Source organism: Boudabousia liubingyangii (assembly GCF_001907245.1).
Classification (GTDB): domain Bacteria; phylum Actinomycetota; class Actinomycetes; order Actinomycetales; family Actinomycetaceae; genus Boudabousia; species Boudabousia liubingyangii.
This window is the reverse complement of record NZ_MQSU01000005.1, coordinates 1-22,850: the sequence shown is the minus strand read 5'-3', so window position 1 is coordinate 22,850 and position 22,850 is coordinate 1. Positions and strand designations below refer to the sequence as shown.

The 22,850-nt window shown below is 56.9% G+C and carries 18 protein-coding genes and 1 pseudogene; 8 read left to right on the top strand and 11 right to left on the bottom strand.

Annotation, left to right across the window (positions count from 1 at the left end; genetic code table 11):
• The first annotated feature begins 143 nt into the window (after positions 1-143).
• Positions 144-1,751, top strand: a pseudogene (locus BSR28_RS08435) (zinc-dependent metalloprotease).
• A gap of 164 nt (positions 1,752-1,915) precedes the next feature.
• A complete protein-coding gene (locus BSR28_RS08430) occupies positions 1,916-2,917 on the top strand; it encodes a hypothetical protein (protein WP_073713933.1) in 1,002 nt (333 codons plus the stop codon).
• Between the two features lie 3 nt (positions 2,918-2,920).
• Here BSR28_RS08430 and BSR28_RS08425 read toward each other — a convergent pair whose 3' ends face one another.
• Both BSR28_RS08425 and nudC read right to left on the bottom strand, forming a co-directional pair.
• Positions 2,921-5,050: an ATP-dependent DNA helicase UvrD2 gene (locus tag BSR28_RS08425; RefSeq protein WP_083563256.1), complete on the bottom strand. Its 2,130-nt coding sequence runs from the start codon at positions 5,048-5,050 to the stop codon at positions 2,921-2,923.
• The gene (gene nudC, locus BSR28_RS08420; protein ID WP_073713932.1) at positions 5,043-6,077 is read right to left on the bottom strand and encodes an NAD(+) diphosphatase; all 1,035 of its coding nucleotides are present in this window, start codon (positions 6,075-6,077) and stop codon (positions 5,043-5,045) included. The genes BSR28_RS08425 and nudC overlap by 8 nt, the downstream gene beginning before the upstream one ends.
• A 58-nt stretch (positions 6,078-6,135) precedes the next feature.
• Here nudC and rph point away from each other — a divergent pair, with 58 nt between their 5' ends.
• Positions 6,136-6,972 carry a ribonuclease PH gene (gene rph, locus BSR28_RS08415; protein WP_083563255.1) on the top strand — a complete coding sequence of 279 codons (837 nt, stop codon included), beginning with the start codon at positions 6,136-6,138 and terminating at the stop codon, positions 6,970-6,972.
• The gene (rdgB, locus tag BSR28_RS08410; RefSeq protein ID WP_073713931.1) at positions 6,969-7,604 is read left to right on the top strand and encodes an RdgB/HAM1 family non-canonical purine NTP pyrophosphatase; all 636 of its coding nucleotides are present in this window, start codon (positions 6,969-6,971) and stop codon (positions 7,602-7,604) included. The genes rph and rdgB overlap by 4 nt, the downstream gene beginning before the upstream one ends.
• Here rdgB and BSR28_RS08405 read toward each other — a convergent pair.
• On the bottom strand, positions 7,601-8,455 hold the full coding sequence (locus BSR28_RS08405) for an MBL fold metallo-hydrolase (protein WP_073708705.1): 855 nt from the start codon (positions 8,453-8,455) through the stop codon (positions 7,601-7,603). The genes rdgB and BSR28_RS08405 overlap by 4 nt on opposite strands.
• On the bottom strand, positions 8,452-9,264 hold the full coding sequence (gene murI, locus BSR28_RS08400) for a glutamate racemase (protein WP_073713930.1): 813 nt from the start codon (positions 9,262-9,264) through the stop codon (positions 8,452-8,454). Before murI ends, BSR28_RS08405 begins: the two co-directional genes overlap by 4 nt.
• Before the next feature lie 148 nt (positions 9,265-9,412).
• Here murI and BSR28_RS08395 point away from each other — a divergent pair, with 148 nt between their 5' ends.
• The gene (locus BSR28_RS08395; RefSeq protein ID WP_073708703.1) at positions 9,413-10,786 is read left to right on the top strand and encodes a nicotinate phosphoribosyltransferase; all 1,374 of its coding nucleotides are present in this window, start codon (positions 9,413-9,415) and stop codon (positions 10,784-10,786) included.
• Positions 10,787-10,921: 135 nt separating this feature from the next.
• Here BSR28_RS08395 and BSR28_RS08390 read toward each other — a convergent pair whose 3' ends face one another.
• The 6 genes from BSR28_RS08390 to BSR28_RS09265 all read right to left on the bottom strand — a co-directional run bounded on the left by BSR28_RS08390 (position 10,922) and on the right by BSR28_RS09265 (position 19,116).
• Entirely contained in the window at positions 10,922-12,763 is a 1,842-nt protein-coding gene (locus tag BSR28_RS08390) for a DEAD/DEAH box helicase (protein ID WP_083563254.1), read from the bottom strand.
• 15 nt (positions 12,764-12,778) lie between these two features.
• Positions 12,779-13,105 carry a DUF3039 domain-containing protein gene (locus BSR28_RS08385; protein WP_073708702.1) on the bottom strand — a complete coding sequence of 109 codons (327 nt, stop codon included), beginning with the start codon at positions 13,103-13,105 and terminating at the stop codon, positions 12,779-12,781.
• A gap of 192 nt (positions 13,106-13,297) precedes the next feature.
• Positions 13,298-14,071: a glucosamine-6-phosphate deaminase gene (gene nagB, locus BSR28_RS08380; RefSeq protein WP_073708701.1), complete on the bottom strand. Its 774-nt coding sequence runs from the start codon at positions 14,069-14,071 to the stop codon at positions 13,298-13,300.
• Positions 14,072-14,298: 227 nt separating this feature from the next.
• A complete protein-coding gene (locus tag BSR28_RS08375; RefSeq protein ID WP_073708774.1) occupies positions 14,299-14,580 on the bottom strand; it encodes an HU family DNA-binding protein in 282 nt (93 codons plus the stop codon).
• A gap of 255 nt (positions 14,581-14,835) precedes the next feature.
• Positions 14,836-17,154: a protein-arginine deiminase family protein gene (locus BSR28_RS08370; RefSeq protein WP_073713929.1), complete on the bottom strand. Its 2,319-nt coding sequence runs from the start codon at positions 17,152-17,154 to the stop codon at positions 14,836-14,838.
• Positions 17,155-17,310: 156 nt separating this feature from the next.
• Complete coding sequence (locus BSR28_RS09265; protein ID WP_073713928.1) at positions 17,311-19,116, bottom strand: variant leucine-rich repeat-containing protein; 1,806 nt, start codon at positions 19,114-19,116, stop codon at positions 17,311-17,313.
• Between the two features lie 241 nt (positions 19,117-19,357).
• Between BSR28_RS09265 and tehA the strand changes: the two genes are divergently transcribed.
• Entirely contained in the window at positions 19,358-20,341 is a 984-nt protein-coding gene (gene tehA, locus BSR28_RS08360) for a dicarboxylate transporter/tellurite-resistance protein TehA (protein WP_073713927.1), read from the top strand.
• A gap of 92 nt (positions 20,342-20,433) precedes the next feature.
• Here the strand turns inward: tehA and BSR28_RS08355 are convergent, their stop codons facing one another.
• A complete protein-coding gene (locus BSR28_RS08355) occupies positions 20,434-20,805 on the bottom strand; it encodes a hypothetical protein (RefSeq protein WP_073713926.1) in 372 nt (123 codons plus the stop codon).
• A 175-nt stretch (positions 20,806-20,980) separates the two neighbouring features.
• Here BSR28_RS08355 and BSR28_RS08350 point away from each other — a divergent pair, with 175 nt between their 5' ends.
• Both BSR28_RS08350 and BSR28_RS08345 read left to right on the top strand, forming a co-directional pair.
• The gene (locus BSR28_RS08350; RefSeq protein WP_083563252.1) at positions 20,981-21,643 is read left to right on the top strand and encodes a hypothetical protein; all 663 of its coding nucleotides are present in this window, start codon (positions 20,981-20,983) and stop codon (positions 21,641-21,643) included.
• A gap of 160 nt (positions 21,644-21,803) precedes the next feature.
• The gene (locus tag BSR28_RS08345; protein ID WP_073708696.1) at positions 21,804-22,229 is read left to right on the top strand and encodes a hypothetical protein; all 426 of its coding nucleotides are present in this window, start codon (positions 21,804-21,806) and stop codon (positions 22,227-22,229) included.
• Positions 22,230-22,850: the final 621 nt, after the last annotated feature.

Below are 22,850 nucleotides of genomic sequence, written 5' to 3'. Positions count from 1 at the left end.
TGTGACATTAGGAGACCCTAAAAGTGTAGTTTGTGTGCGCGAGGGCGCAGGTTTCGCCCTCGGTAAAAGCGCGTTTATGGGTTCCCTCCATCTGAATGCCTAAGGCATGATTTAAACAGTTATATTCATTGGAAAGGAACCACATGGCATCCCCTTTTGACCCCTTAAACCCCGGCGACGGCGACTTCTCTGAGATCTTTGAGTCGCTAAAAAATCTGCTGGGACCAGAGGCGGCCGAACAGCTTGAAGCTGAACTTAAACGCCAAGGTTTAACCCCGGAAGACCTAAAGAATGTCTCCCTAGGCGGCTTTGGCCCCAACGGTGGCTTTATGATGCCTCCGGGTGGCTCACCTTTCGCGTTTGCAGCGAATATCTTTAACCCTAAGGATGATGGTTCGCCCGTTAACTGGCAGCTGGCTAAAGAGATTGCACAGCAGACCATTAACGCGGCCGGCGATCCCCAGTTGATGGCCGCGCAGGCCGAACAGTACCGACAGGGCCTGCAAGTTGCGACCCTTTGGTTGGATGCCGTCACTGAGATGACTCCGCCTCAGGCGAAGGCGGAAGCTTGGACCAGAGAGAAGTGGCTAGAGGCCACGTGACCTACGTGGAAGCAGATCTGTGAGCCCATTGCAGTTAACGCCACCAAAGCCATCACTGAGGGTCTATCTAAGAACTTTGGCGATCTGGACCAACTACTGGGTGATTTCAACCCCGAGGATGCTCCCCTCCCCCCAGAGATGAAACAACTCTTTGGGATGATGGGTGACAATCCGGGCGGTGGTCTAAAGAAGATGATGGACCGGATCAGTGCCGCCGTATTTGGCATGCAGTTGGGTCAGGCACTGGGTGCCCTAGCGAAGGAAGCCCTTGGCTTCACCGCGGTTGGTTTGCCCATGATGGGTGATCCTCGTTTAGCTCTGGTGGTTCCGGGCGTTTTGGAATTCGGTAAGGGTTTGGATATTCCTGCCGATGAAGTGATGGCTTTTGCTGCTGTGCGCGAGGCCGCTCACGCTCGACTATTCGCTTCCGTCCCGTGGCTACGCCACCATATTTTGAACCTGCTGGATCAGTATGCGAAGGGAATCGAGGTGGACTTCTCCATCGTTGAAGAAGCCACCCGGGACCTTGATTTGAACAATCCGGAAGCGATCCAGGAAGCACTTTCTGGCGGCATGTTTAGTCCGCAGATCTCTGAGCGTCAGCAGCGTATGCTCGATGAGCTCACCACCGCTTTGGCAGTGGTTGAAGGCTGGGTCGAGGACGTTACGCTAGCGGCTACTTTGCCGCACCTACCGCATGCGGTGGCCTTGGACGAGATGATGCGTCGCCGTCGGGCCTCTGGTTCTACGGCAGAGAAGTTGTTCGCTAAGTTGGTGGGCCTGCAGTTGGCCCCGAAGCGTTCCCGTGACGCCGCGACCCTGTGGCGGACGCTTACGGCCGCGTGGGGGCCGGCGAAGCGTGATGCGCTTTGGTCTCACCCGTCGCAGATTCCTACTGCGGAAGAGCTAAATGATCCAACTGGGATTGTGGCTGCCCGGGAAGCAAAATCTCAGTCTGATGAAATCGATGCTGAGCTGGAAAAGATGCTTTCGGGAACTTTGGAGTGGGCTGATGGCCTATCCCCGGAGGTGGAGTCTGAGGGTGACCGTCGAGTTTCTACGGCCGAGGAAGGCCCTTCCACTAGTGCGGACGATACTGATCCGGGGGTTCCTGATTCCGATGCGGGCACGGACCCGCAAGCTGAATAGTTTTCCTAGGTGTAGGTTTTCCACAGATTATTTTTGGGTGACTTTTTCTGCGCGTTCCCTGTGTCAAGGTAGATAGCAGTTCTACTGTTTACCGTGCCGCTGATAGACAGTCCTAGCCTTGGCTGGGTTCCTTTCAGTGGTGGCTACCTGTCAGGGGGTCTGTTTTGCCATACCGTTTACGTCCTGGTTTTGCGGTGATTGACCGTGGCCCTAGAGGCATCCAGATTGGTAGCGATCCGAACTATTCGGTGATCTTAGATGATTTAGATCTGCCTGAACGCCGCTTTCTTTTTGCCCTTGCTAATAGGCCGAATAGCGCTCAGATTCGCATTGCCCAGCAGCAATGTGGTTTGAGTGATGAGGGTCGGGATCGACTTTTGGCCCGTTTAAAACACACTGAGGTATTGGAAGAGTTCATTCGTTTTGAACCTGGAGCTTTGCATCCAGAGCAGATTGCCTGTATTCGACGCGATGGCCACAGTGATGCCTTTGACCTGCGGGCACACCGAAAAATTCAGGTTTGGGGTGCTAGTGCGCTGGGCACACTGGTTTTTGAGCTGGCCCGAAGAAGCAATATTGGTGAGGTGCAACTTGCCCCATGGTTGGATACTCCCGAGGTCAGTATTCAGGCCCCTTTTCCTTTCCCGAGGGAGTTTGCGGGCTGTCAGTTAGAGCGGGCAATCGAGCATTGTTACCCAGAGGGACAAATGCCTAAAGGTAGTGCCGCTAGGGAGGCAGCCGAGCGCAGTGCCGACTTACATGTTTTTATCTCTCGGGGTGTTTTTGATCCGACGACGGCTAGGTTAGCTGGAACTAGCACTTACCTGCCGGTGGTGGAGCATGAGATGGGGCTTAGTATTGGCCCGCTAGTTTCTCCCTTGGGCGGCCCCTGCTTTGAGTGTTTAGAGCGGCACCGGCGTGATCAGGAAGTGAGTTGGGGTGATTCCTTTTTCACCTTGAATCATCAGATGCTGGCCCGTGAGAGTGCACTTTCTTCAGTGTTGCTCTCGCTTGGCGCCGGGCAAGTCTTGAACTTCGTCCTAGATTATCTTGATGGCCGGGGCATGATCCCCGCTGGCACCAGCATGTATTTACCGGCATATTCTCCATCCCCAGGGATTAAACGCTGGCGGATTCACCCACAGTGTCAAAACCACCCAAAGTGAGCACTATTCTTCCCGAAGCTGCGCTAGGCATTGCAGGACCTGTTCACCGTAGCGGGCTAGTTTTACTTCTCCCACGCCACTGATAAGCCCCAGGGACTGTCGACTCTTGGGGTCCACCACCGCGATCTGCCGCAAAGTATGGTCAGAGAAAATCACATAGGCCGGCTTTTGCGCGCCTTCCGCTACTGCCTTGCGCCAAGCCTTCAGGGCTTGGAAGCGTTCGATAACTTCCGGGGTCTGTTCTTCATCAAAGGCGGCCTGCGCAGCCTTGGCGCGCTGCCTTGGGTCAGCAGTATTCGTTGCGCTCTTTGAGTGGGCCTTAGTTTTTGCATTGGGGGCCTCAATACTGGGCCAAATTCCCTGTAAGAAGGGGGAAAGCTTTCGCTGTCCCCGCCCCCCGGGGCGGGCCTTCGCGTAGCTGATCTGCAGGTGGCGCTTAGCACGGGTTACGCCCACATAAAGTAGGCGTCGTTCTTCAGTTTTCATCTCCGGGGTATTTGCCAGAGAAATGGGGATGAGTTTATCTGAGGCTCCGATCAGGAAGACTGCTTCCCACTCCAGCCCCTTGGCAGCGTGGAAGGTAGCGAAGGTTACGCCCTCCACGGTGGGTGCATGGCTGGACAGCGCGCGCTGCCCCAGCTCGTTAGCGAAAGCCTTCGGGTCGATGCCTTCAGCTTCTCGGTCTTCTGCCAGGGTTACCAAGGCATTCAGGGCCTCATAGCGTTCGCGCACTGCCCCACTGGCAGTAGGTGGATTCGGGGTCCAGCCGGCCCCCTGGGCGGCCTGCTTCATTAGTTCCGCGGTAGATGCAACCTCCAGCGCCCCCACCATGGTGCGGAAAGAGTTAATAGTCCGCTTAACCTCATCGCGTTTGAAGAACTCTTCTCCACCTCGGACCAGGAAGTTCACACCCCCCTTAGCAAAAACCTGCTCGTAAAGTGCCGACTGGGCGTTAGTCCGGTAGAGGACAGCCATCTGAGAATAGGGGACGCCCTGCTCGTGGAGTTTTTTAACGCGTTCTAGCACGCCCTCGGCCTCGGCTTGGTCATCTTGGTAGGTCTCAAAACGCACTGAAGGCCCGGAGGGTAGCTGACTCTTCAGCGCCACTGAGCCCTTTTGCCGACCGCCCGGAGCCAACTCAAGGATCCGGTTTGCCAACGACACCACCTGCGGTGTCGAACGGTAATCACGGACCAGTTCCACGGTCCGAGCGCCGGGGAAGCGCGAAGCAAAGTTTATTAAGAAGGCCGGCTTCGCCCCAGCGAAAGAATAAATCGTCTGGGCAACGTCACCAACCACGCACAGGTCATTGCGGTCCCCCAGCCAAGCTTCCAAGAGTCGCTGCTGTAGGGCTGAAACGTCCTGGTATTCGTCAACCACAAAACTGCGGTACTGCTTACGTACGGTTTGCGCAATATCGGGGCGCTGTTCCAGCATGCCCACAGTCAGCAGCAGGACGTCCTCAAAGTCGATGACGCCCTGATCCCACTTCGCGTCCTCATAGGCACTAAGTAGTTGCGCGATCTGCTGGTAATCCACGTCCGCCGGCGGAATTCTTCCGGCCTTCGGAGCCCGGGTGGGGTACTCCCCCGGTTCAATCATGCTGACCTTGGCCCATTCGATCTCTGCCGCGTAGTCCCGAACTAACTCGCGGTCTACGGGCAGGCCCAGGCGGATCGCAGCGGCGTTCACCAGGGAAGCCTTGTGGTTGATTAGCGGTGGGATGGTCCCACCGATGGCCGTGGGCCAAAAATAACCCAGCTGTTTTAAGGCCGCGGCATGGAAAGTGCGGGCGTTTACCGAGGGCACCCCTAGGGTGGCCAAACGGGTACGCATCTCGCTGGCGGCACGGGCCGTAAACGTTACGGCCAGTACTTGGTCGGGGCGATACACGCCCGTAGCTACCCCGTAGGCGATGCGATAGGTGATGGCCCGGGTTTTACCGGTCCCCGCACCGGCTAAGACAGCCAGTGGGCCCCGCGTCTGTAAGGCGACTGCGGCCTGTTCCGGGTCCAGTGCGGACAGTAGCACCTCGGGGTCTAGACCGTAAGGATTCTTGGGTACTAAAAGCTCCGGGTCCGACCAGGCGGCGCCACCGGAACTGTGATTACTAGGCTGGTAGGGGTCAGTCAACGGAGCCTCCCGCCAGCCAGTAGCGGATAAAAGCCCGCGCAATAGAAGTGCCAGCCGGCGGCGTGATCGTCCCGGCCGCGACCTCTTCCCGGTACTGTTCCCGGCTGAAGAAACGGGCCTCACGGATTTCGGAAGGATCCGGGTGCAGGGCCTGGTCGGCCTGGTCCCCAGAAAGTTCAATCCGGCTAGTGTGTAGCAGCATCAGGGAGCGCGGGAAGGGCCAAACTTGGGTGGCCAGCGGGCGTACCGGCCCGGGCAGTGGGAGCTTTACCTCTTCGAAGACCTCCCGACGGACCGCATTTTCGGCGCTCTCACCGGCTTCCACATATCCGGCGAGCAGTGAGAAACGACCCTCGGGCCAACGCTGATTATTGCCCAGTAGCAGTCGGTCATCCTGATCTAGGACGGCCACAATCATGGCCGGGTCGATTCGGGGGTACGCGGGACGACGGCACTGGGGGCAGCGCAGCGCCCAGCCCAGTTCCTCCACTAGGTAGGTCTCCGCATGCTGCGGGCAGTAGCGGGTCGCACGACGCCATTGCCACAGGGCCAAGGCGCTTAGCGCGGCCTCGTCAATGGCGGGTAGGGGCGTTCCGGTAATGGGCTCGGGGGCTTTTCCGGACGGTAGTTCTTGGCGCAGGTTCAGAAATTTGGGGGCCGGGTTGCCCAGTAGATCCGAGGTCGACCAAGGTAGTTGGCCGTCAAAGTCGAAGATTGCTAGGACGGGACCGTCTGGGCTGGTTCCTAGGTAGGCGCCGGGCACGCTAGCGGGGGCACCGACCCCGAGGATGCTCCCTACTAGGTCTGCGGGCAGGTCTTCCCGAGGGCGCGCAGCTAGGGCGACTTCCTCGTCCGGGTTGATGAGGATCAGGGCGCACTGGGGTGCGTTTAGGATGCTGGCAGCTACCTGTTTTTCGTCCCGGACCGGTTCTGGGCGTTGGAGGATGCCCGCTTGGGTGAAAACCGGGTTCAGGGTTGAGGGGTTTTCACTTTCAGGTCCGTTTTTGGGTTCAAGCTGCTTTTCCACTCTACTAAGCTATGTCCCCTACCGGCATGATGCGCGGGCTATTGGTAGCCTTGTGGCTATGAGTGAAACAAGTATTCCGGCATTGCGTGCCGATGGTCGTGTCCCCAGTCAACTTCGTGAAATCAAAATTACTCGCGGCTGGCAGGCCGCTGGTGAAGGCTCCGTCCTGGTGGAGTTTGGTAATACCCGCGTCTTGTGCGTGGCCTCTTTGACCGAGGGCGTGCCGCGTTGGCGTAAGGATAGTGGCGAAGGCTGGGTTACTGGCGAGTACGCCATGTTGCCGCGTGCGACCGCCTCGCGTTCGCAGCGTGAATCCGTGAAGGGTAAGGTTGGTGGCCGCACCCAAGAGATCTCTCGACTGCTGGGCCGCTCACTGCGTGCCGTGGTGGATATGAAGCAGTTGGGTGAAAACACCATTGTTTTGGACTGTGACGTACTGCAGGCTGATGGTGGTACCCGTACGGCAGCGATTACGGGGGCCTATGTGGCTCTAGCTGATGCGATTGAGTTCGGTAAGGCCAATGGTTGGATCAAGCCCAACGCGAAGGTGCTGCTAGATTCAGTTTCCGCGATTTCGGTGGGCATTATTGATGGCCGTCCGTGCTTGGATTTACCCTACGTTGAGGACGTCACCGCGGGTACCGATATGAACGTGGTGATGACTGGTGAGGGCCAGTTCGTGGAGGTTCAGGGCACTGCCGAACACGGTGCTTTTAGTCGCGCGGAACTCAACGATCTTTTGGCTTTGGCTGAGGCCGGTAACGCTCAGTTGCGCGATTTGCAGCAGCAGGCGCTGGCGGCCGAGGCGGGCACTACGGTCGTGCTTCCGGTTGAGGATCTGAGCGGCACCCCGGCTGGCACCTCTGAGACTGCTGAAGGCGGCGCAGAGGCATGAGCACCCCTGAACTCGACCCTGAGGTTCGGCTAATCCTAGCCACCCATAACGCCCATAAGGTGGAGGAACTGCGTGCGATTTTGACTGACGCGATTCCGGGCTTCCAGCCGCAGTGGTTGGCTAGTGCCGCTGGTTTGGGCATGCCGGAGCCGGTAGAAGACGGCGTTACGTTTGCGCAGAACGCACTGATTAAGGCTCGAGCAGTAGTGGCCGCGACCGGTCTGCCGGCGATCGCTGATGATTCAGGTATTTGCGTGGATGTGCTGGGTGGTGCGCCGGGGATCTTCTCTGCGCGCTGGGCTGGCTCTCACGGTAATGATCAGGCGAACCTGGATCTGCTATTGGACCAACTGTCCGATATTGCTCCCGAGCACCGCGGGGCAGCCTTCGTTGCGGCAGCTGCCCTGGTTTTGCCTGATGGTACGGATTATGTGGAACTGGGCGAGGTTCGTGGCCAGTTGCTCTTTGCCCGTCAGGGCGAGGGTGGTTTCGGCTATGACCCGATTTTCCAGCCGGAGGGCTATGAGGTTTCGACCGCGCAGTTAGATCCGGCAGAGAAGAACCAGATTTCTCACCGAGGGCGCGCCTTCCGGGCACTTGCCCCGCGCCTACTTCCGATTCTGCCGCTTTAGACGACGAACATGGCGCCGGCGTTGGCGGTGGCGAAGGGCCCGTCCCAGTTGCGACGGACTTCGTCCCAGACAGCGCCGGCTTCAGTCCATGGCTGGATGTGGGTGGCGATTAGGGCCCCGACTCCACTGTTGTTGGCTAGCTGACCGGTTCGTTCCGCGGTCATGTGTACGCCACGGCAGATGGGGGTCTCTGGGGTACCGTCTGCTTCTAGGAAGCCAGCCTCGGCCAGCAGTAGGTCAACGCCCAGGGCCATTCGTTCGATGGATTCGCAGTAGTCGGTGTCGCCCGTGTAGGCGAAGATAGCGGTTTCACCGTCGACAGGCTTGCCCAGTGGCTGGACGTCACGTAGTCGGTCTGCGGGGAAGCCAGAGGGGCCTTCTACGCGGAATCCGAAGGTCGGAACGGTGTGCCAAGCCTCGTGGGCAGAGATCTTGAAGGGACCGATCTGGAACTCACGGTTGTCTTCGCTGAGTTCACGGAAGTCGAACTCGGGTTCATAGTCTGCGTTGGGGTCGCCGTCGATCTGGCGAATGCGCTGTTCTAGTCCTACCGGACCATAGATCGGCAGGATCTTCTTGGGTGCGCGGGGTGCCCAGCGGTGGAAGACATGCATGGAGATGATGTCGCCGCAGTGGTCGGCGTGCAGGTGGGACAGGATCAGGGCGTCTAGTTTGGCCGGATCAATGTAGTTCCACAGCTGGCCGTAGGAGCCGGGGCCAAGGTCGAAGAGGATATTCCAAGTGCGGTCTTTCCCGTCCTCGCCGGGGCCAATGGCCTGTAGCAGGTAGGAAGAAGCAGCGGACTTGGGTCCGGACATGGAGCCGGTGCAACCAATGATTCGGAGCCTCATGCTGTTTCCTTCCCGTTTTCGATCGTCTTTACTTCCCCTAGCGCCGGTCCAATGAATCGAGTAGCCAGTCGACTAAAGGCGTCATTGGGGCCGGTAGTCAAGAACTGATGAACCGGCGGTGGCGCTTGCGGATCCCGGAAGGAATCCGTGCGGGCCAGAGAAGTATATATGTCTTTGGCCGTCTCATCAGAAGAAGAAACCAACGCCACTTCAGGCCCCATAACGTAGGAAATCACACCTTGGAGATGTGGGTAATGCGTACAGCCCAGGACTAGAGTGTCGATCCCCTGCTCTTTAATCGGGTCTAGGTATTCGTGAGCGGTTTGAATGGCGTCCGCTCCAGAGGTCACGCCCGACTCAACTAGCTCTACGAAGCGGGGGCAAGCCTGCTGAAAAACGGTTAATCCGGGGACTACGGAAAGCACATCCTCGTAAGCGCGGGAACGTACAGTAGCTGGCGTAGCGATCACGCCCACCTTTTTATTTCGGCTAATGGCGGCCGCGGCACGGGCAGCTGGGCCGATAACTTCGACCACGGGAATCTGGTAGCGGTGGCGTGCGTCGTGAAGCACAGCAGAGCTAGCTGTATTACAGGCAATCACTAGCATCTTAACGCCACGGGAAACCAGTTCATCCATGACCTCTAGCGCGTAGGCACGTACTTGGTCTAGAGACTTGGTGCCATAGGGAACATGTTTGGTGTCACCAATGTAAATAATTTCCTCATTCGGCAGCTGGTCAATTACCGCGCGAGCCACGGTTAGGCCACCTACCCCTGAGTCAAATATGCCAATCGGTGCGTTATTCATCTATAAAATGTTAACGCAAACTAAGGTTAATATCTGAGTAAAAGACGGTGATTGCTGCCACCCTTAAAACCACCACTTTTCCTATAGATTTCGGACACTATCTAAACAAAAAGCGCCTTCGGCGGAAATCCGCGGTACTGTTTACCTCATGAGCGCATCATGGTCTACTTCCCTGCTGACAGATATGTACGAGCTAACAATGGTGGAGGCCGCCCTTAAACACGGCACCGCCGAACGTCGCTCCGTATTCGAACTCTTCGGGCGTCGCTTGCCTACCACTCGCCGCTTTGGCGTCGTAGCTGGCACCTCCCGCATCCTCGAAGCGCTAGAACGCTTCGTTTTCTCTAAAGAAGACATTGACTACCTGCACCAGCAGAAGATCGTCAATGATGACACTTTAGATTTCCTTAAAGACTTCCACTTCCAGGGCAACATCTGGGGCTACCAGGAAGGCGAATGCTACTTTGCTGGCTCTCCCCTGTTGACCGTGGAAGGCACGTTCGCAGAAGCGTGCCTCCTAGAAACTGTTCTGCTGTCGATTCTCAATCACGACTGTGCAGTTGCCTCTGCGGCTTCCCGTATGACGATTGCCGCTCACGGCCGACCCTGCCTAGATATGGGTGCCCGCCGGACTCATGAGCGTGCCGCAGTTTCAGCCGCCCGCGCCTCGATCATTGGTGGCTTCAAGGCCTCCTCTGATCTAGAAGCTGGCAAGCGCTACGGCATTGGCACGCTAGGTACTTCCGCCCACTCCTTCACGCTACTGCATGAGACCGAGGAAGAAGCCTTCCGCGCTCAGGTAGCTACCCTAGGCCCCGGCACCACCCTGCTGGTTGATACCTACGACATCCCCAAGGGGGTTGAGACGGCAGTGCGGGTGGCCCGCGAGGCTGGCGGCGAACTAGGTGCCGTCCGCATTGACTCTGGCGACTTGGTTGCTCAGGCCTTCAAGGTGCGAGGCCAGTTGGATGAGCTCGGCGCCAAGACCACAAAGATTACCGTCACCTCTGACCTTGACGAATATGCTATTGCGGCCCTTGGTGCCGCCCCGGTTGACGCCTATGGTGTGGGCACCAAGCTGGTTACCGGTTCTGGTATTCCGACCGCCGCCTTGGTCTACAAGCTAGTCGAGCGCGAAGGTGCTGAAGGCTTCATGGAGGGCGTCGCAAAGAAGTCCAAGTCCAAGTCCACTGTGGCGGGCCGTAAGTGGGCCGCACGCGCCTTTGACGAGGACGGTTACGCCTCTGAAGAGCGCCTCTACGTTGGTTCTTATGAGGACTTCCAGAAGACCCTAGCGGCCGAGGAAGCCGAAGGCACTCACCTACGTCCGCTACAGGTCAAACTGGTAACTGATGGCAATATTGACCGCACTTGGTACGACGAGAGTTCCTTGGAACGGGCCGCTAACTTCCACCAGGAAGTTCGTAACCAGTTGCCGTACTCAGCTTGGCGCCTATCCGCTGGCGAACCGGCGATTGAAACCCGCGTAATTCCCTTGGAAAGTGCCAGCCCGCTGAACTGAATACTTCAGTAAATAGCTAAGGACCTCAACCTGTTGGTTGGGGTCCTTTAGTTTTAGGGTAATGAGCCACTTGCGAGCGGTATCACGTCAGGGCACCGCTTAGGTCGCGGACAGACCTTGCGGGCAGTTAGGAGCCTAGCGGGCCTTGCCCACTAGCATGCGACGCAATAGGTCAATCCGGGACTGGATTTCTTCCGTAGACGCTTGGGGAACTTCCGGTCCCCCGCAGCGGCGACGTAGTTCAGCGTGGATCTTGGCGTGTGGGTCGCCGGTGCGACGGGACCAGCCAGAGACCAGGTTCTGCAGTTCTTTACGCTTTGCCGCGCGCAGACGGTGGGCGCTGATGCCCGAGTTTTGGGCGCGTAGAGCCTCGGCGTCTTTGATTCTGGAGCTGCGGGCCTTTTCGGCCTTAATCTGTTCGCTCTGACGGGCCCGCAAGAGAGAGGTCACCTGTTCGGGCTCCAGCAGCCCGGGAATACCTAGGAAGTCTTGTTCTTCCGCGCTGCCCACTTCGGCACCTAGGCCGAACTGGTTGCCATCAAAGAGTACCCCGTCGAATTCGGCTTCTGCCCCTAGGGCTTCGAAACCGGGTAGCAGGTCTGAGCTGGCGGCCTCGTTCTGATTGGCGCGGGCCAGTTCCATCTCTTCCGGGTTTAGCAGACCGGCATCGGGGTCCTCAGTTTGGGGTCGATCTAGGGCGTGATCCCGCTGGGCTTCCATCTGGGAGGCTAACTCTAGTAGCGGGGCCACTGAAGGTAGGAAGACCGAGGCGGTCTCGCCGCGTTTACGGGCGCGTACGAAACGTCCAATCGCCTGGGCGAAGAACAGTGGCGTAGAGGTGGAGGTGGCATATACGCCCACCGCCAGTCGGGGTACGTCCACACCTTCAGAGACCATGCGGACGGCCACCATCCACCGGTCGTTCCCCTGCGAGAACTGATCAATCTTTTCTGAAGCCCCCGAATCATCCGAGAGGACCACAGTAGGGGCCTTCCCGGTGATTTCGTGTAGCTGTTTCGCGTAGGCGCGGGCCGCAGTCTGATTAGAGGCGATCACTAGCCCGCCGGCGTCGGGCACGGTCCGCCGCACCTGGGTGAGGCGCTTATCTGCCGCAGCCAACACGGCCGGCATCCACTGTCCCTTTGGGTCTAGGGCAGTGCGCCAAGCCTGCTTGGTCATGTCTTTGGTGAGGGGCTCACCTAGGCGCGCAGCAACCTCATCCCCGGCGGAGGTCCGCCAGTGCATATTGCCAGAATAGGAAAGGAAGATTACCGGTCGCACTACCCCGTCGCGCAGAGCGTCCGCGTAACCGTACGTGTAGTCGGATTGGGAGCGGCGAATCCCGTTGGCATCCTCGGCATAGCGGACGAAGGGAATGGGGGCGGTATCGGAACGAAAGGGCGTACCGGTTAGGGACAGACGTCGGGTGGCGGTTTTGAAGGCCTGTCCGATGCCATCACCCCAAGTGAGATTGTCGCCACCGTGGTGAATTTCGTCCAGGATCACCAGGGTGCGTTCAGCTTTGGTGCGGGCCTCGTGGACTTCCGGATTGGCGCCGACCTGCGCGTAGGTGACGGCGACCCCGTCGAAGTGCGCACCGGCGAAACGCTGGGAGTTCGTAAAGGCGGGGTCTAGTTGGATACCCACGCGGGCGGCGGCCTCGGCCCACTGGTTTTTGAGGTGCTCCGTGGGGCAAACGACGGTGACTTTTTGGACGACACCGTCAGCCATGAGGCCAGCGGCGATCCGCAGTGCGAAGGTGGTTTTACCGGCGCCGGGGGTTGCGACTGCGAGGAAGTCTTGGGGGCTGGTTTCTAGGTATTTGTCGATCGCGGCAGCCTGCCAAGCGCGCAGTGAGGACGCGGTTCCCCAAGCGGCGCGACGCGGGTAGGCGGGGGAAAGATTTTCGGCAGCGGCGGGCGAGGCGTGCCCGGGTAGAGGCAGGGAAAGCTGCCCCGAGTCTGGGAACTCAGGCATTTTTCAGTGATTCCCCTAGTTTTTGTCCCCGTCGTCACCGCGGAAGGGCCAGCCTTTTCCATGGTTTTTGGAGGCTTCTAGAATGGCCTTGCAGGTGGGGCAGACTGGGAAGTCTTTGGGGTTGCGGGTGGGGATCCAGACCTTGCCGCAGAGGGCGATTACCATGCGTCCGGCTACCTGTCGGCCACCGCGGACGTAGTGAGCGAAGCGTTCGTTGTCGCCGTCATTCTTCGAGGGCTTGACTTCGGGTTTTTCCAGTACCCCGACGGAACCTGCCTGTTGGGGTTCTGCTGCTGGGCCGCCGGGTTGTTCGGGGCCGCTGGGATTCTGGTAGTCGCTCATGTTTCTATTGTATGGTTCCCCCACTGGTGTGCATTTTCAGGTGAGTTTCACCGCAGTATAGTGACGCGCCCTCGGCGGTCCTTTTTTTGGGTGCCGAGGGCGCGTGGGGTTTTTCAGTTTTTAGGCCACCTTTTGGGGTGGTTTAGCCGGGCCAAAGGCCTGCGGGGAAACTTACGGGGAAGCTTGGGCCGGTCAGGCTTCGCGGGCGGCTTGGATTTCGCGGTAGTAGTCGGCCAGCTTTAGTTTGGCAGCGGCAGCTTCATCCACGAAGACGTGTGCGTTGGGGTGCATCTGCATGATGGTGGCGGGCCAGAGGGCTGAGATGCCACCTTCGATTAGTTCGCGGACGGCGTCGGCTTTGCCGGCACCGGTGGCGACTAGGCAGAGTTCACGGGCTTCCATAATGGTGCCTAGGCCCTGGGTGACGCAGTGGGTGGGAACCTTGCTTAGGTCACCGTCGAAGAAGCGAGCGTTGTCTTCACGGGTCTGCTTGGTCAGGACACCTACGTGGGTGCGGGAGACTAGGGAGCCGCCGGGTTCATTGAAGGCGATGTGGCCGTCAGAGCCAATGCCTAGGATCTGTAGGTCTACGCCACCCTGGTCTTTGATGAGCTGGTCGTATTCTTTGACGGCTGCTTCTAGGTCGGGGGCGTTGCCTTCGGGTCCGTGGACGTTGGCGGGGTCAACGTCTACCTTGGAGGCGATTTCGGTGGTGATGACGTTGTGGTAGCGCTCGGGGTGGTCTTCGTCGATGCCGACGTATTCGTCAAGCATGAAGAAGTGAGCGTTCTTGAAGGATAGTTTTCCGTCTGCAACGCGGGCGGCTAGGGCCCGGTAGGTGGGCAGCGGGGAGGAGCCCGTCGCGACGCCTAGGTTGGCGTTGGCATTGTTTTCAAATACTTTTTGGATGCGATCTGCGATGGCTTCGCCGATTGCGTCCTCGTCGGGCAGGATGTAGACCTCCATGGGATACCTTTCTAAGTATTGCTCTATATTTAGCGTTTTGGACAGTTTTAACGCAACTTTGCGCAGGTTTCCTTGCTGTCCATATTCTACTATATGTGTTCCGGGACTCAAATTAAAGAGCCTGCCGGTTTTTCCGGGCCATCAGATTCTTGGTGGGTATAAAACAATCCCCCGCTACCCTGTTGGGTGCGGGGGATTTGAAGTGTTTGTTAGCCGTTGGGCTTAACTCACTTGGCAACAGCCTTCTTTAGGGTGGAGCCAGCAGAGATCTTCACGCCGTAACCAGCGGGGATCTGGATTTCTTCGCCGGTGCGGGGGTTGCGACCGGTGCGAGCGGCGCGCTCAACGCGTTCCACGGATAGTAGGCCGGTGACCTTGACGGCTTCGCCCTTGCCTAGGGAGTCAACTAGGACTTCCTGGAAAGCGGATAGAGCAGCGTCGGCCTGGACCTTGGTTAGAGAGGCGCGCTCAGCGATGGCGGCGACCAGTTCAGTGCGGTTCATGAAGATTTCCCTTCTATAGTTTTTGGCGGGGCACTCCCTTGGAGTTTCCCGGATTTCCATGGCAGTTTACCGGTGACATTTGCTGGTAGTCAACGGAATCTGACCGTGTAAGCCTGAGATTACACGACAAAATGAGATTTCTCTATAGTTTGCGCCGTTTTTTCCAAATTTTTCACTCATTTTCCGCCCTGCGCGCAGAAATAGGGCTTTAAATCAGCATTCACGGCCAGATTCCGCTTTAATGTCCCGTTTTCTTTTGCTCTACTTCCCTGCCGTCGGTTGGGCTCCGGCGGTGTCCTTCAAGAAGTAGGGTGTGGCCTCTCTGATGGCGTTCGTACCGCAGTGCAGTTCTCCACCATGCACGTAGAGGGTCCGGTAGGTGTCTGCGTAGAGTACTTTCATCCCAGCTTGGGCGAAGGCTTTTTCAACCGCTTCTTGGTAGAGGTCCTTGCCGCCGATGACGGGGCCAAACTGTCGTGGGGCAATGAAGGTTTTATTGTTGGCCACTACCCCGTTGACGGCGTTGGGGATGAAGTCTGCCGCATAGGTTTTCGCATCAAGGTTGACACCGTTGGGGTCATCGTCGTCTACTTCTGCGCGGTAGAAGACGGGCACACGAATGATGTCTGCGTCGGTGATACCGGTTTCTTTCTTGATGATGTCGATATTCTTTTGGATGATCCTTTCGGCATTGCCGTTTACCCAGTCGGCTCGCCCCTTTTCTAGGGCGCCATCAATGGTGTTGCCCTGTGCGCCCTCGTGACTCATGAGCTGGTCTTTCCCGTGCCCTTCAGCCTGTAGTTTCTTGAAGATTTCTAGGCCGGCCTGCGGGGAGCTGACCACTAGTTTCCATCCCAGTTTGGTATTGGCTGGGACGGTGGTGATCATTTCGTCGATGTGGCCCACGGACAGGAATGAGGTGTCTAGGTAGATGGGCTTTTGGACTTTTTGGGCGGTGAAGAAATCGCGGATGGACTCTGAGGGTTCTAGGGGTTCGTTTTCTTCAGCGTCGGCGGGGATGTTCGCGGCGGTTCGCTTACCCATGAGGATTCGGCCGGCCGGGTAGCCGGGCATGGGCGGTAGGGTTTCGATATTGCCGCCGGAATCTAGGGTGTAGTTGGCTTGTCGCTTGCCAATGTCGAGGATGCCCACGCCCGGGCCGCGTAGGCCATAGAGCGCCTGATAGATGCTGGTTTTATCGGTGGCATCGGGTTTTTCGTTGGGGCGATCTTCGTCGGTGTAGACGCCGCGCACCTGGTCAGTTTTGAGCATGACCCGCATGATTCGCGGGCCGTTTTCGGTGGGCATAACCTGGTACATGGGTTCGAAGGAGTCTTGGACCCAGACTTCACGCGAGTCCCCGAAAGGTTGCGCTTTGAAGGCTGCCTTGGAGGCTAGCCCGGCGATTTCACTGGTTAGGCGGCCACTGAAGTGACCGCTGTGCTTAGTTAGGGCGTAGAGGGTTTGCAGCTTCTGCAGGTGGTTTTGGGTGATTAGCGGGGCAGCTTTTAGGTGCGCCTGACTGCTGGCACGGTGTCCCCCGTCGGCGACCTCTAGGGTGACGGTAACGTGACCGTCCCAGCTTTGGTCTTTGACGACGTCGATTCCTTCAAGGCGTAGCTGCACGTTCTGTCGTAGTTCGTTCGCGCTTAGGCTTTGACCTTCCTTGAGGTGTTCCCATTTTCCGTTGCGGTTAATGAAGAGGTTTACCTTTTTCTGCGAGGCCGCGTCGAGTTTAATTTTGCCGCTTCCCTGTTCACTGATCGTGGGGATGGCTTTGATGGTTAGCGGGGCTAGGTCTTTTAGGTCTTCCGCACCGTTGATTTCGGTGTCGTTGGCGTCCGAGCAGGTCCGTAGCTCTTCTAGTTCTAGGGGTTTGCCGGCTTTGTTCTTTAGCGGGCAGCGTTTGGCTGAGTCGTCTAGGTTGGCTAGGAAGACCGCTCCGCTGGTGGCGGTTGCCGCGGCCGGGTTTTGGTCTGCCGGGTCTTCCGGGTTGGCTTTTCCGTCACGGTTGGCGTCGGAGACGATGAGGACTTTGCCGGTTAGAGGGTTATCTTCGGGCCGAGGTTGCGGCTTTCCTGGTTTTGCGGGCGCCGGCAGCGGTTTGGGGCTTGGTTGTTCTGACGTTTGGCCAGGCTCCGGCTTGGTGCCTGGTTTAGGGGTGACAGGTTTTTTGATGCCATTGGGTTCCGGGCTGGGTGCCGGCTTTGTTTCCGGGCTTGTGGCCGGGGTCTGGACCGGTTCTTTGGTGCCGGCTTGCTGGTGGGCGCCGTGTTTTTGCGGGGCCTTTTGATAGTCGGGGTCTAGCGAGGCTTCGTAGTGGTATCCCTTTGGGCAGGTTTTTGGAGTACTAGCGTTCGCTTGGTCTGGCATATTGATGCCTACCGCGACTAGCGCTAGGGCTAGCGGTGCGGCCAGGGCGGCGCGTTTGGATTTACGCATTAGGATCAGCGCGATTCCTAGTGCAGCTAGCAGGAGGGCGGTGATGGCGACCGTTTGGGCTACGGTTCCAGTTTTACTCAGGTCTGGAAGGCAGTAGCCGGGGATTCCGGTCCGGTCTTGAGTTGTTAACACATTCATTGATATTGACTCCCATTATTAATAGTTGGTCAATGGAAGTATATTTATGAAAACGTTTTCTAGGGAAGCAGTGAACTTCCTACTGCTTTTTTGGCCTGAATTTAAGCTACTTTTCACCTCTTTATGTCAACCGCGACTATTTTGCTGGCTATTTATTTAGGCAAAGTACATCGTTGGGACGTATTCGCTTTGCAGTTGTGCGGGCGCCTGGTTACCTAGGCTTTCATTATCACTGCCTGAGGCTAGATAGGAGTAGAGGAAGTAGCCACCTACACAGAGGCCAATAACCACTATGACGCTAAGGATGATCCACAGTAGTTTCCGCTTCGAAGAGCCCTTTTGTGAAGTTTCTTCATTATTGGGACGATACTGCGGCACATCCGGGAATGCCGGCGGCATTACTCCGCTTGGTGTCGGTGCCGGTTCATACTGCGGGTTCGGTGCAGGCGCCGGAGCGTACTCGGTGGGAGCGGGCGCGGGTGCCGGTTCATAGTCGGCTGGACTGGGTGCCGGCGCTATCTCTAGATCCTCCGGTCCTGGCGCGGGGGCAACCTCGTGAGCTTCAGGACTGGGTGCCGGCGCGGGTTCAAAGTCGACCGGGCTAGGCGCAGGAGCGGCCTCGGCCTCAACTGGGGTAGGTGCTGGAGCAGCCTCGAAGTTGCCCGTGCTAGGTGCAGGTGCGGCGTCGACCTCAACTGGGGTAGGTGCTGGGGCGCCCTGGGACTGCTGAAGTTCAGGGGCGATAAACGGTTTGTGGACGCGGGGAACGACACGGGTCGCTTCTAGCTCGTCATAATCAGATTCCGGTTCGGATTCTTCAGATGACTGCTCACCATGATCGGGTTCCGCCTCACCCTCTTGGGGGTTCAATTCGCTTGGAATCGAATCTACAAAGAACTCCCCCTCCGCCGGAGCTGCTTCCGCTTCGCTTTCAGGTTCAGGCTCAGGTGCCGGGGCAACTTCGGGTTCCGGTTCAGGTTCGGGAGCAACCTCAACCTCAGGCTCCGGCGCAGCTTCCATCTCCGGCTCAGGTGCCGGCTCGGGTTCCGGAGCGAAGTCCGCCTCAGGCTCAGCCTCAGGGGCAACCTCCGACTCGGGCTCGGGTACGGGGGCAGCCTCAGGTTCGGGAGCGACCTCCGCCTCGGGTTCAGGTACTGCTTCTGCTTCCGGAGCGGGAGACTCTTCAACGCTTGAAGGCACGTAAACCCCATCCCCTGCAGCCGGAAGGACCACGCGGGGAACTAGACGCGTAGCGTCATCCTCAGGCAAAGGTGCCTGCGCACCCTCGGCCTCAGGCAAGGTAACCCGGGGAACATAGCGCGTCGCTTCGGTCTCATTATCTGACGCCTGCACGTTCTCATACCTGGGGCGCGCAACTAGCCTGGTAGCCTCAAGTTCTGAATAGTCATCGGCAGGCTGTTCCGCCTCGTTAAAGGGCTGCGCAGCATCATTAGCAGGCAGTTCAAACTCGTTACCAGCGGGAGCGACCTGATCGCCAACGGGCGAAGGTTCGCCGCTAACAGGCTGGGCTTCATAACTAGCGGGGGCGGGTTCATTCGCGGGTTGCGGGTAAGCCTGCTGATTGTGCTCAAAAGTACCGAAAACCTGCCTACGAACCGGAGCCGTCCCAACGGTCTGAGTAGGCTGCGGATACTGAGGAACCGCAGGCGCAGCAGGTGGCGCGGGAGGTGCCGGGGGCATAGTGGGCTGAGCAGCATACGGGTAGTTCAAGGGGTAACCCTGGGCCTCAGCATTTCGACGATTTTGTACTGCCATCCGCACTTGGTCATCACCATACTGCTCCAGGTACGAAATCAGTTCCGGGTATGCAGCCGGGTGGAAGACAATCGTGGGCCAAAGATCCGGGCGATCACTGGCAATCTGGGCCAGCACGAAAGGATCCAAATTGGGGTTTTGCAGGGCCTGCAAGGCAGGATCAAAAGGGGGCACAAAATCAGTCATAGCCCAAAACTACCACATTAGGCTTTTCGGCTAACTATTAATTGGTTCACGAAATAAAACCGGTACCACGCTGGTTGTTTATTTCAGACTAAAACGGCAGAAGGCATATTTCTTAGCTTTTTGGTTTACTCCAATCTCTTTGAGGCATAGAATAAGCCGGAAACTAGAAGCTGGACGTAACGGACGATGAGTTCGTCGATACCAACTTAGATTTAACCCAGATATCAACGTAAGAAGCCCAATGGAAACACAGCAGATCACAGAAAAGCCCAGCTCTAGCGAAACCTGTAGCCCGAATGGGTTTTGCCTACCGGTTAACTACTTCAGTATCGCCCTGGGCATGCTCAGTGGCGGGCTGGCTTTCCGGCACGGCTCGGCAGCACTAGGAATCCCGGGGATTTATGCCCACGTTTTTCTGGCTATTGCGGCCACCATCTGGGCGGTACTGATTGTCAGCTACGTTTATAAGTGGATTTATTTTGCCTGCGTAGCCAAGCAGGAGCTAGGGAATATCATCCAGTGCTGTTTTATCAGCCTCATTCCGATCACTACCATTTTGATGGGTCTGGTGATTTTGCCTCTTCACCGCGCTACCGCGATTGGGTTTATGACGGTGGGCATTATTGGTCAGCTACTGTTCGCAGCCTACCGGGCGGCTGGCCTTTGGCGAGGTACTCACACGATTGAAGCCACCACCCCGATCATCTACTTGCCCAGCGTGGCCTCGCCTTTCGCTAGTGCCATGGCGCTGGGAGCACTGCACCAGCAGCACTGGGGAATGCTGTTCTTTGGGGCGGGCATGTTCTCTTGGCTCAGCCTAGAATCAAGCATCCTGCACCGTCTACGTACCGCCACTCCTCTACCCGGGGCTACCCGTCCCGTGATTGGTATTCAGCTGGCCCCAGCTTTCGTTGGCTGCGCGGCTTACCTAGCGACCAATGGTGGACACGTGGACCTTTTCGCTGAAGCTCTGATTGGCTACGGGCTACTTAACCTGGTTTACCTAGTCCGCTTGATCCCGTGGGTCTTCGAGGGCGGATTTACCCTTTCGATGTGGGCCTACTCCTTCGGCTTCGGCTCCATGGGCAATGTCGGAATCTACCTTTACGAGGATCGTGGTTTTAACGACCTAGGAATCATCGGGATTCCCCTATTCGTACTTGGTTTAAGCGGGATTGCCCTGCTGGCGATTGCTAGCTTGGCAACCGTTAAGCGCCGTTCCTAGGTGGGTTCTTAAATAGATTTAGGGGGGAGTCTTGAGCGATCGCTCAAGACTCCCCCCTATTTTAAAACTGTCGTCGGCGAATCCCTGAAGGATTACTTGGACTTAAGGACCTCTTCTTTGGCACAGGAAGATGATGCTTCAAAGACGGCCTCGTGGTCTGGGCTATCGGGCATGATGTCCTTACCGGCAGCTAGTTTCTGCTTTGACTCTTCAGAGATCTTGTCATCGAGCTTTTCGGCGACACAGCTGGAAATATTTTTCACTTGCTCATCGTTGAGCCCCAACTGGCCCTTGCTGCGATCTAGGAGCTTGACAAGTCCCTGTTCGACTTCTTGCTTGCTGGTACCGTCAGACGAGGAAGAGCCGGAGCACCCAGCTAAGCCGAACGCCATTGGTAGAAGGCTCAGGATCGCAACGGCTTTTAGGCCTCGTTTGCGGTTAGTTGCGGTTGTAGCTTGGTACATTTTGCACCCTCCTTTATTTTTGCGGTCCCCTCCACCATAGAGGATTGTAAGCTAGGCAACAAGTTTTGTATGCTTAGATTTAGCTAAACAACCCTTGATTTTTTTCCCCCCCCCGGGTGTATATAGAAGTTATCCATAGGCTCACCCTCTGAGGGTTTTCTGAAAGAAGCAAAACATGAACAAGCGATTTATTTCCGGGATTGCCGTAGTCGCATTGATTGGCTCAGTTGCCGGAGGTTACGCGTACGCTACCAGTACGAACGCGGTCACTTCGAAACCGGTACACGGCACCGCTTCCACACCGGCTTCCCCCGAGGCGATTAACCAACCAAGTGCAGCAGAGGCCAAACTTAGGAATAACCTAGAACAGGCCCAAAAGCAGCGCGATGAGGAACTAGCACAGATTCAGCAGAACTATTCTCTGCCACCGTCTGGGGGAACTTTTGAAACCCAGGACAGTTTCTCGCTCATTACCGACCAGTTAGCGGAACTTGAAAAACTTCGCCAAGAGGGCGCCTCTCCCGCTGGACTTGGAAAAGTCACCCCTGAGACAGTCTGGTTTGAACCCGGAAACTTTAAATCAGATGCCCTGACGCAATGGCAGTGCGCCTGGCTGAGAGAGGGGATCATCGCGGTTCAGGCTGACGACACCAAGAGGCGGGACAATGCTGTCCAAACTCTAGTGGGCTTCAAACAGGCGCCAGAAGCTTCTATGTTCCCCAACTATGAAGACTTCCTAAAAGACAACGTCTATCCCTTACGCGAAGGTAAAACTGAAAACGGCTTAGCTTTCTTAAACCATGGAGAAAACTGCGTCCCCGAGAACCAGCTGAAATAAAAGACAAAGATACTGGGAAACTCTATTACGAGACCGTATTCTGCCCCGTTTTCAGGCCCATTTACTCCCCGTTAGCAGCATTAATCTATGCCGGCGTATGCTCTATTAGAAGTGTATTAGTTTTACGACCGGGAACAGTTAGGGAAGGAGATAAAACGCTATGGCCAAAGCAGAGCAGATATTAAAGTTCCTCTTCGTCCTTGCCACTCTAATGGCTTTGGCCTGGTGGATAAAGAAGTATAGTACCGATTCTTCCGACTCTTATACTCCCTTTGTTTTAAATATTTGGTTACTACTTGTGTTACTCACAGTATTCGGTATTACTCATACGATCCTCTACTTTTCGATCGCGAATCGGACGATGTTCACTACCCTTAAGTTACCTTCGGTGCTTTTACTAACGGCAACCACGGCTGCTATCTCCACTGGCCAGATGTATAGCTGGAAACTCCCAGAAAGTCTGGACTCGCCAGAGGTCGGGTGGATGATTTATTACCCAGCTATCGCACTTTCAACAGTCCTACTTAGATACTTCTGGCTGCGAAGAACAAGTCAGATAACGGCAGCACTGCCTAAAACGCCTTAATTTCGCAGAACACACGGCTCAGCCAAGTTCCAGGCAGCCCCTACAGTCACCACAACATAAAATAGTAAAGCTCCCGGCTTAGGATGAACCTATGCTGGGAGCTATTGTTCTTTAGTGTCAGCGAATGACACAAGAGGCCTGCTGGGTGCATTTTTCCCAAGGTGGGTGCAATCGTGTGTGGGGTGGGTGCACAACTTAGTTTAGTGGTTGCATCGTCGCTAAAAATATCTACCCATCTCACCACTACTGGGAAGGGTTCGTTTCAAGCAAGCGTTAACATCCGAGGGTTGTTGAGGTCGCCGAGCGAACAAGTGTTCCCGTTTGCGTTATACCACCTCGTTTCATTGCTTTGACATTCAAACGAGAGAACCTCTTGCTAGTGCTAGAGCGAGGATTCACTACTGCATAACCAGCATCACTAAGACTCGCCGCAGTCTTTTCCTGCCCGTGGGAGCAGCAGGCCATTAGAGGTGCCGTCGCACACGTACACACACCCGCGGAGAGGGGCTACGCGGCTGAAGAATGACAATTTGGGGACACTCTCTCAGGACAGCCTCTAGCGCAACTCGAGCCCCAGTATCAAACTGCTCGGTGACATTGTCACCCGAGTTGGTGCCTACT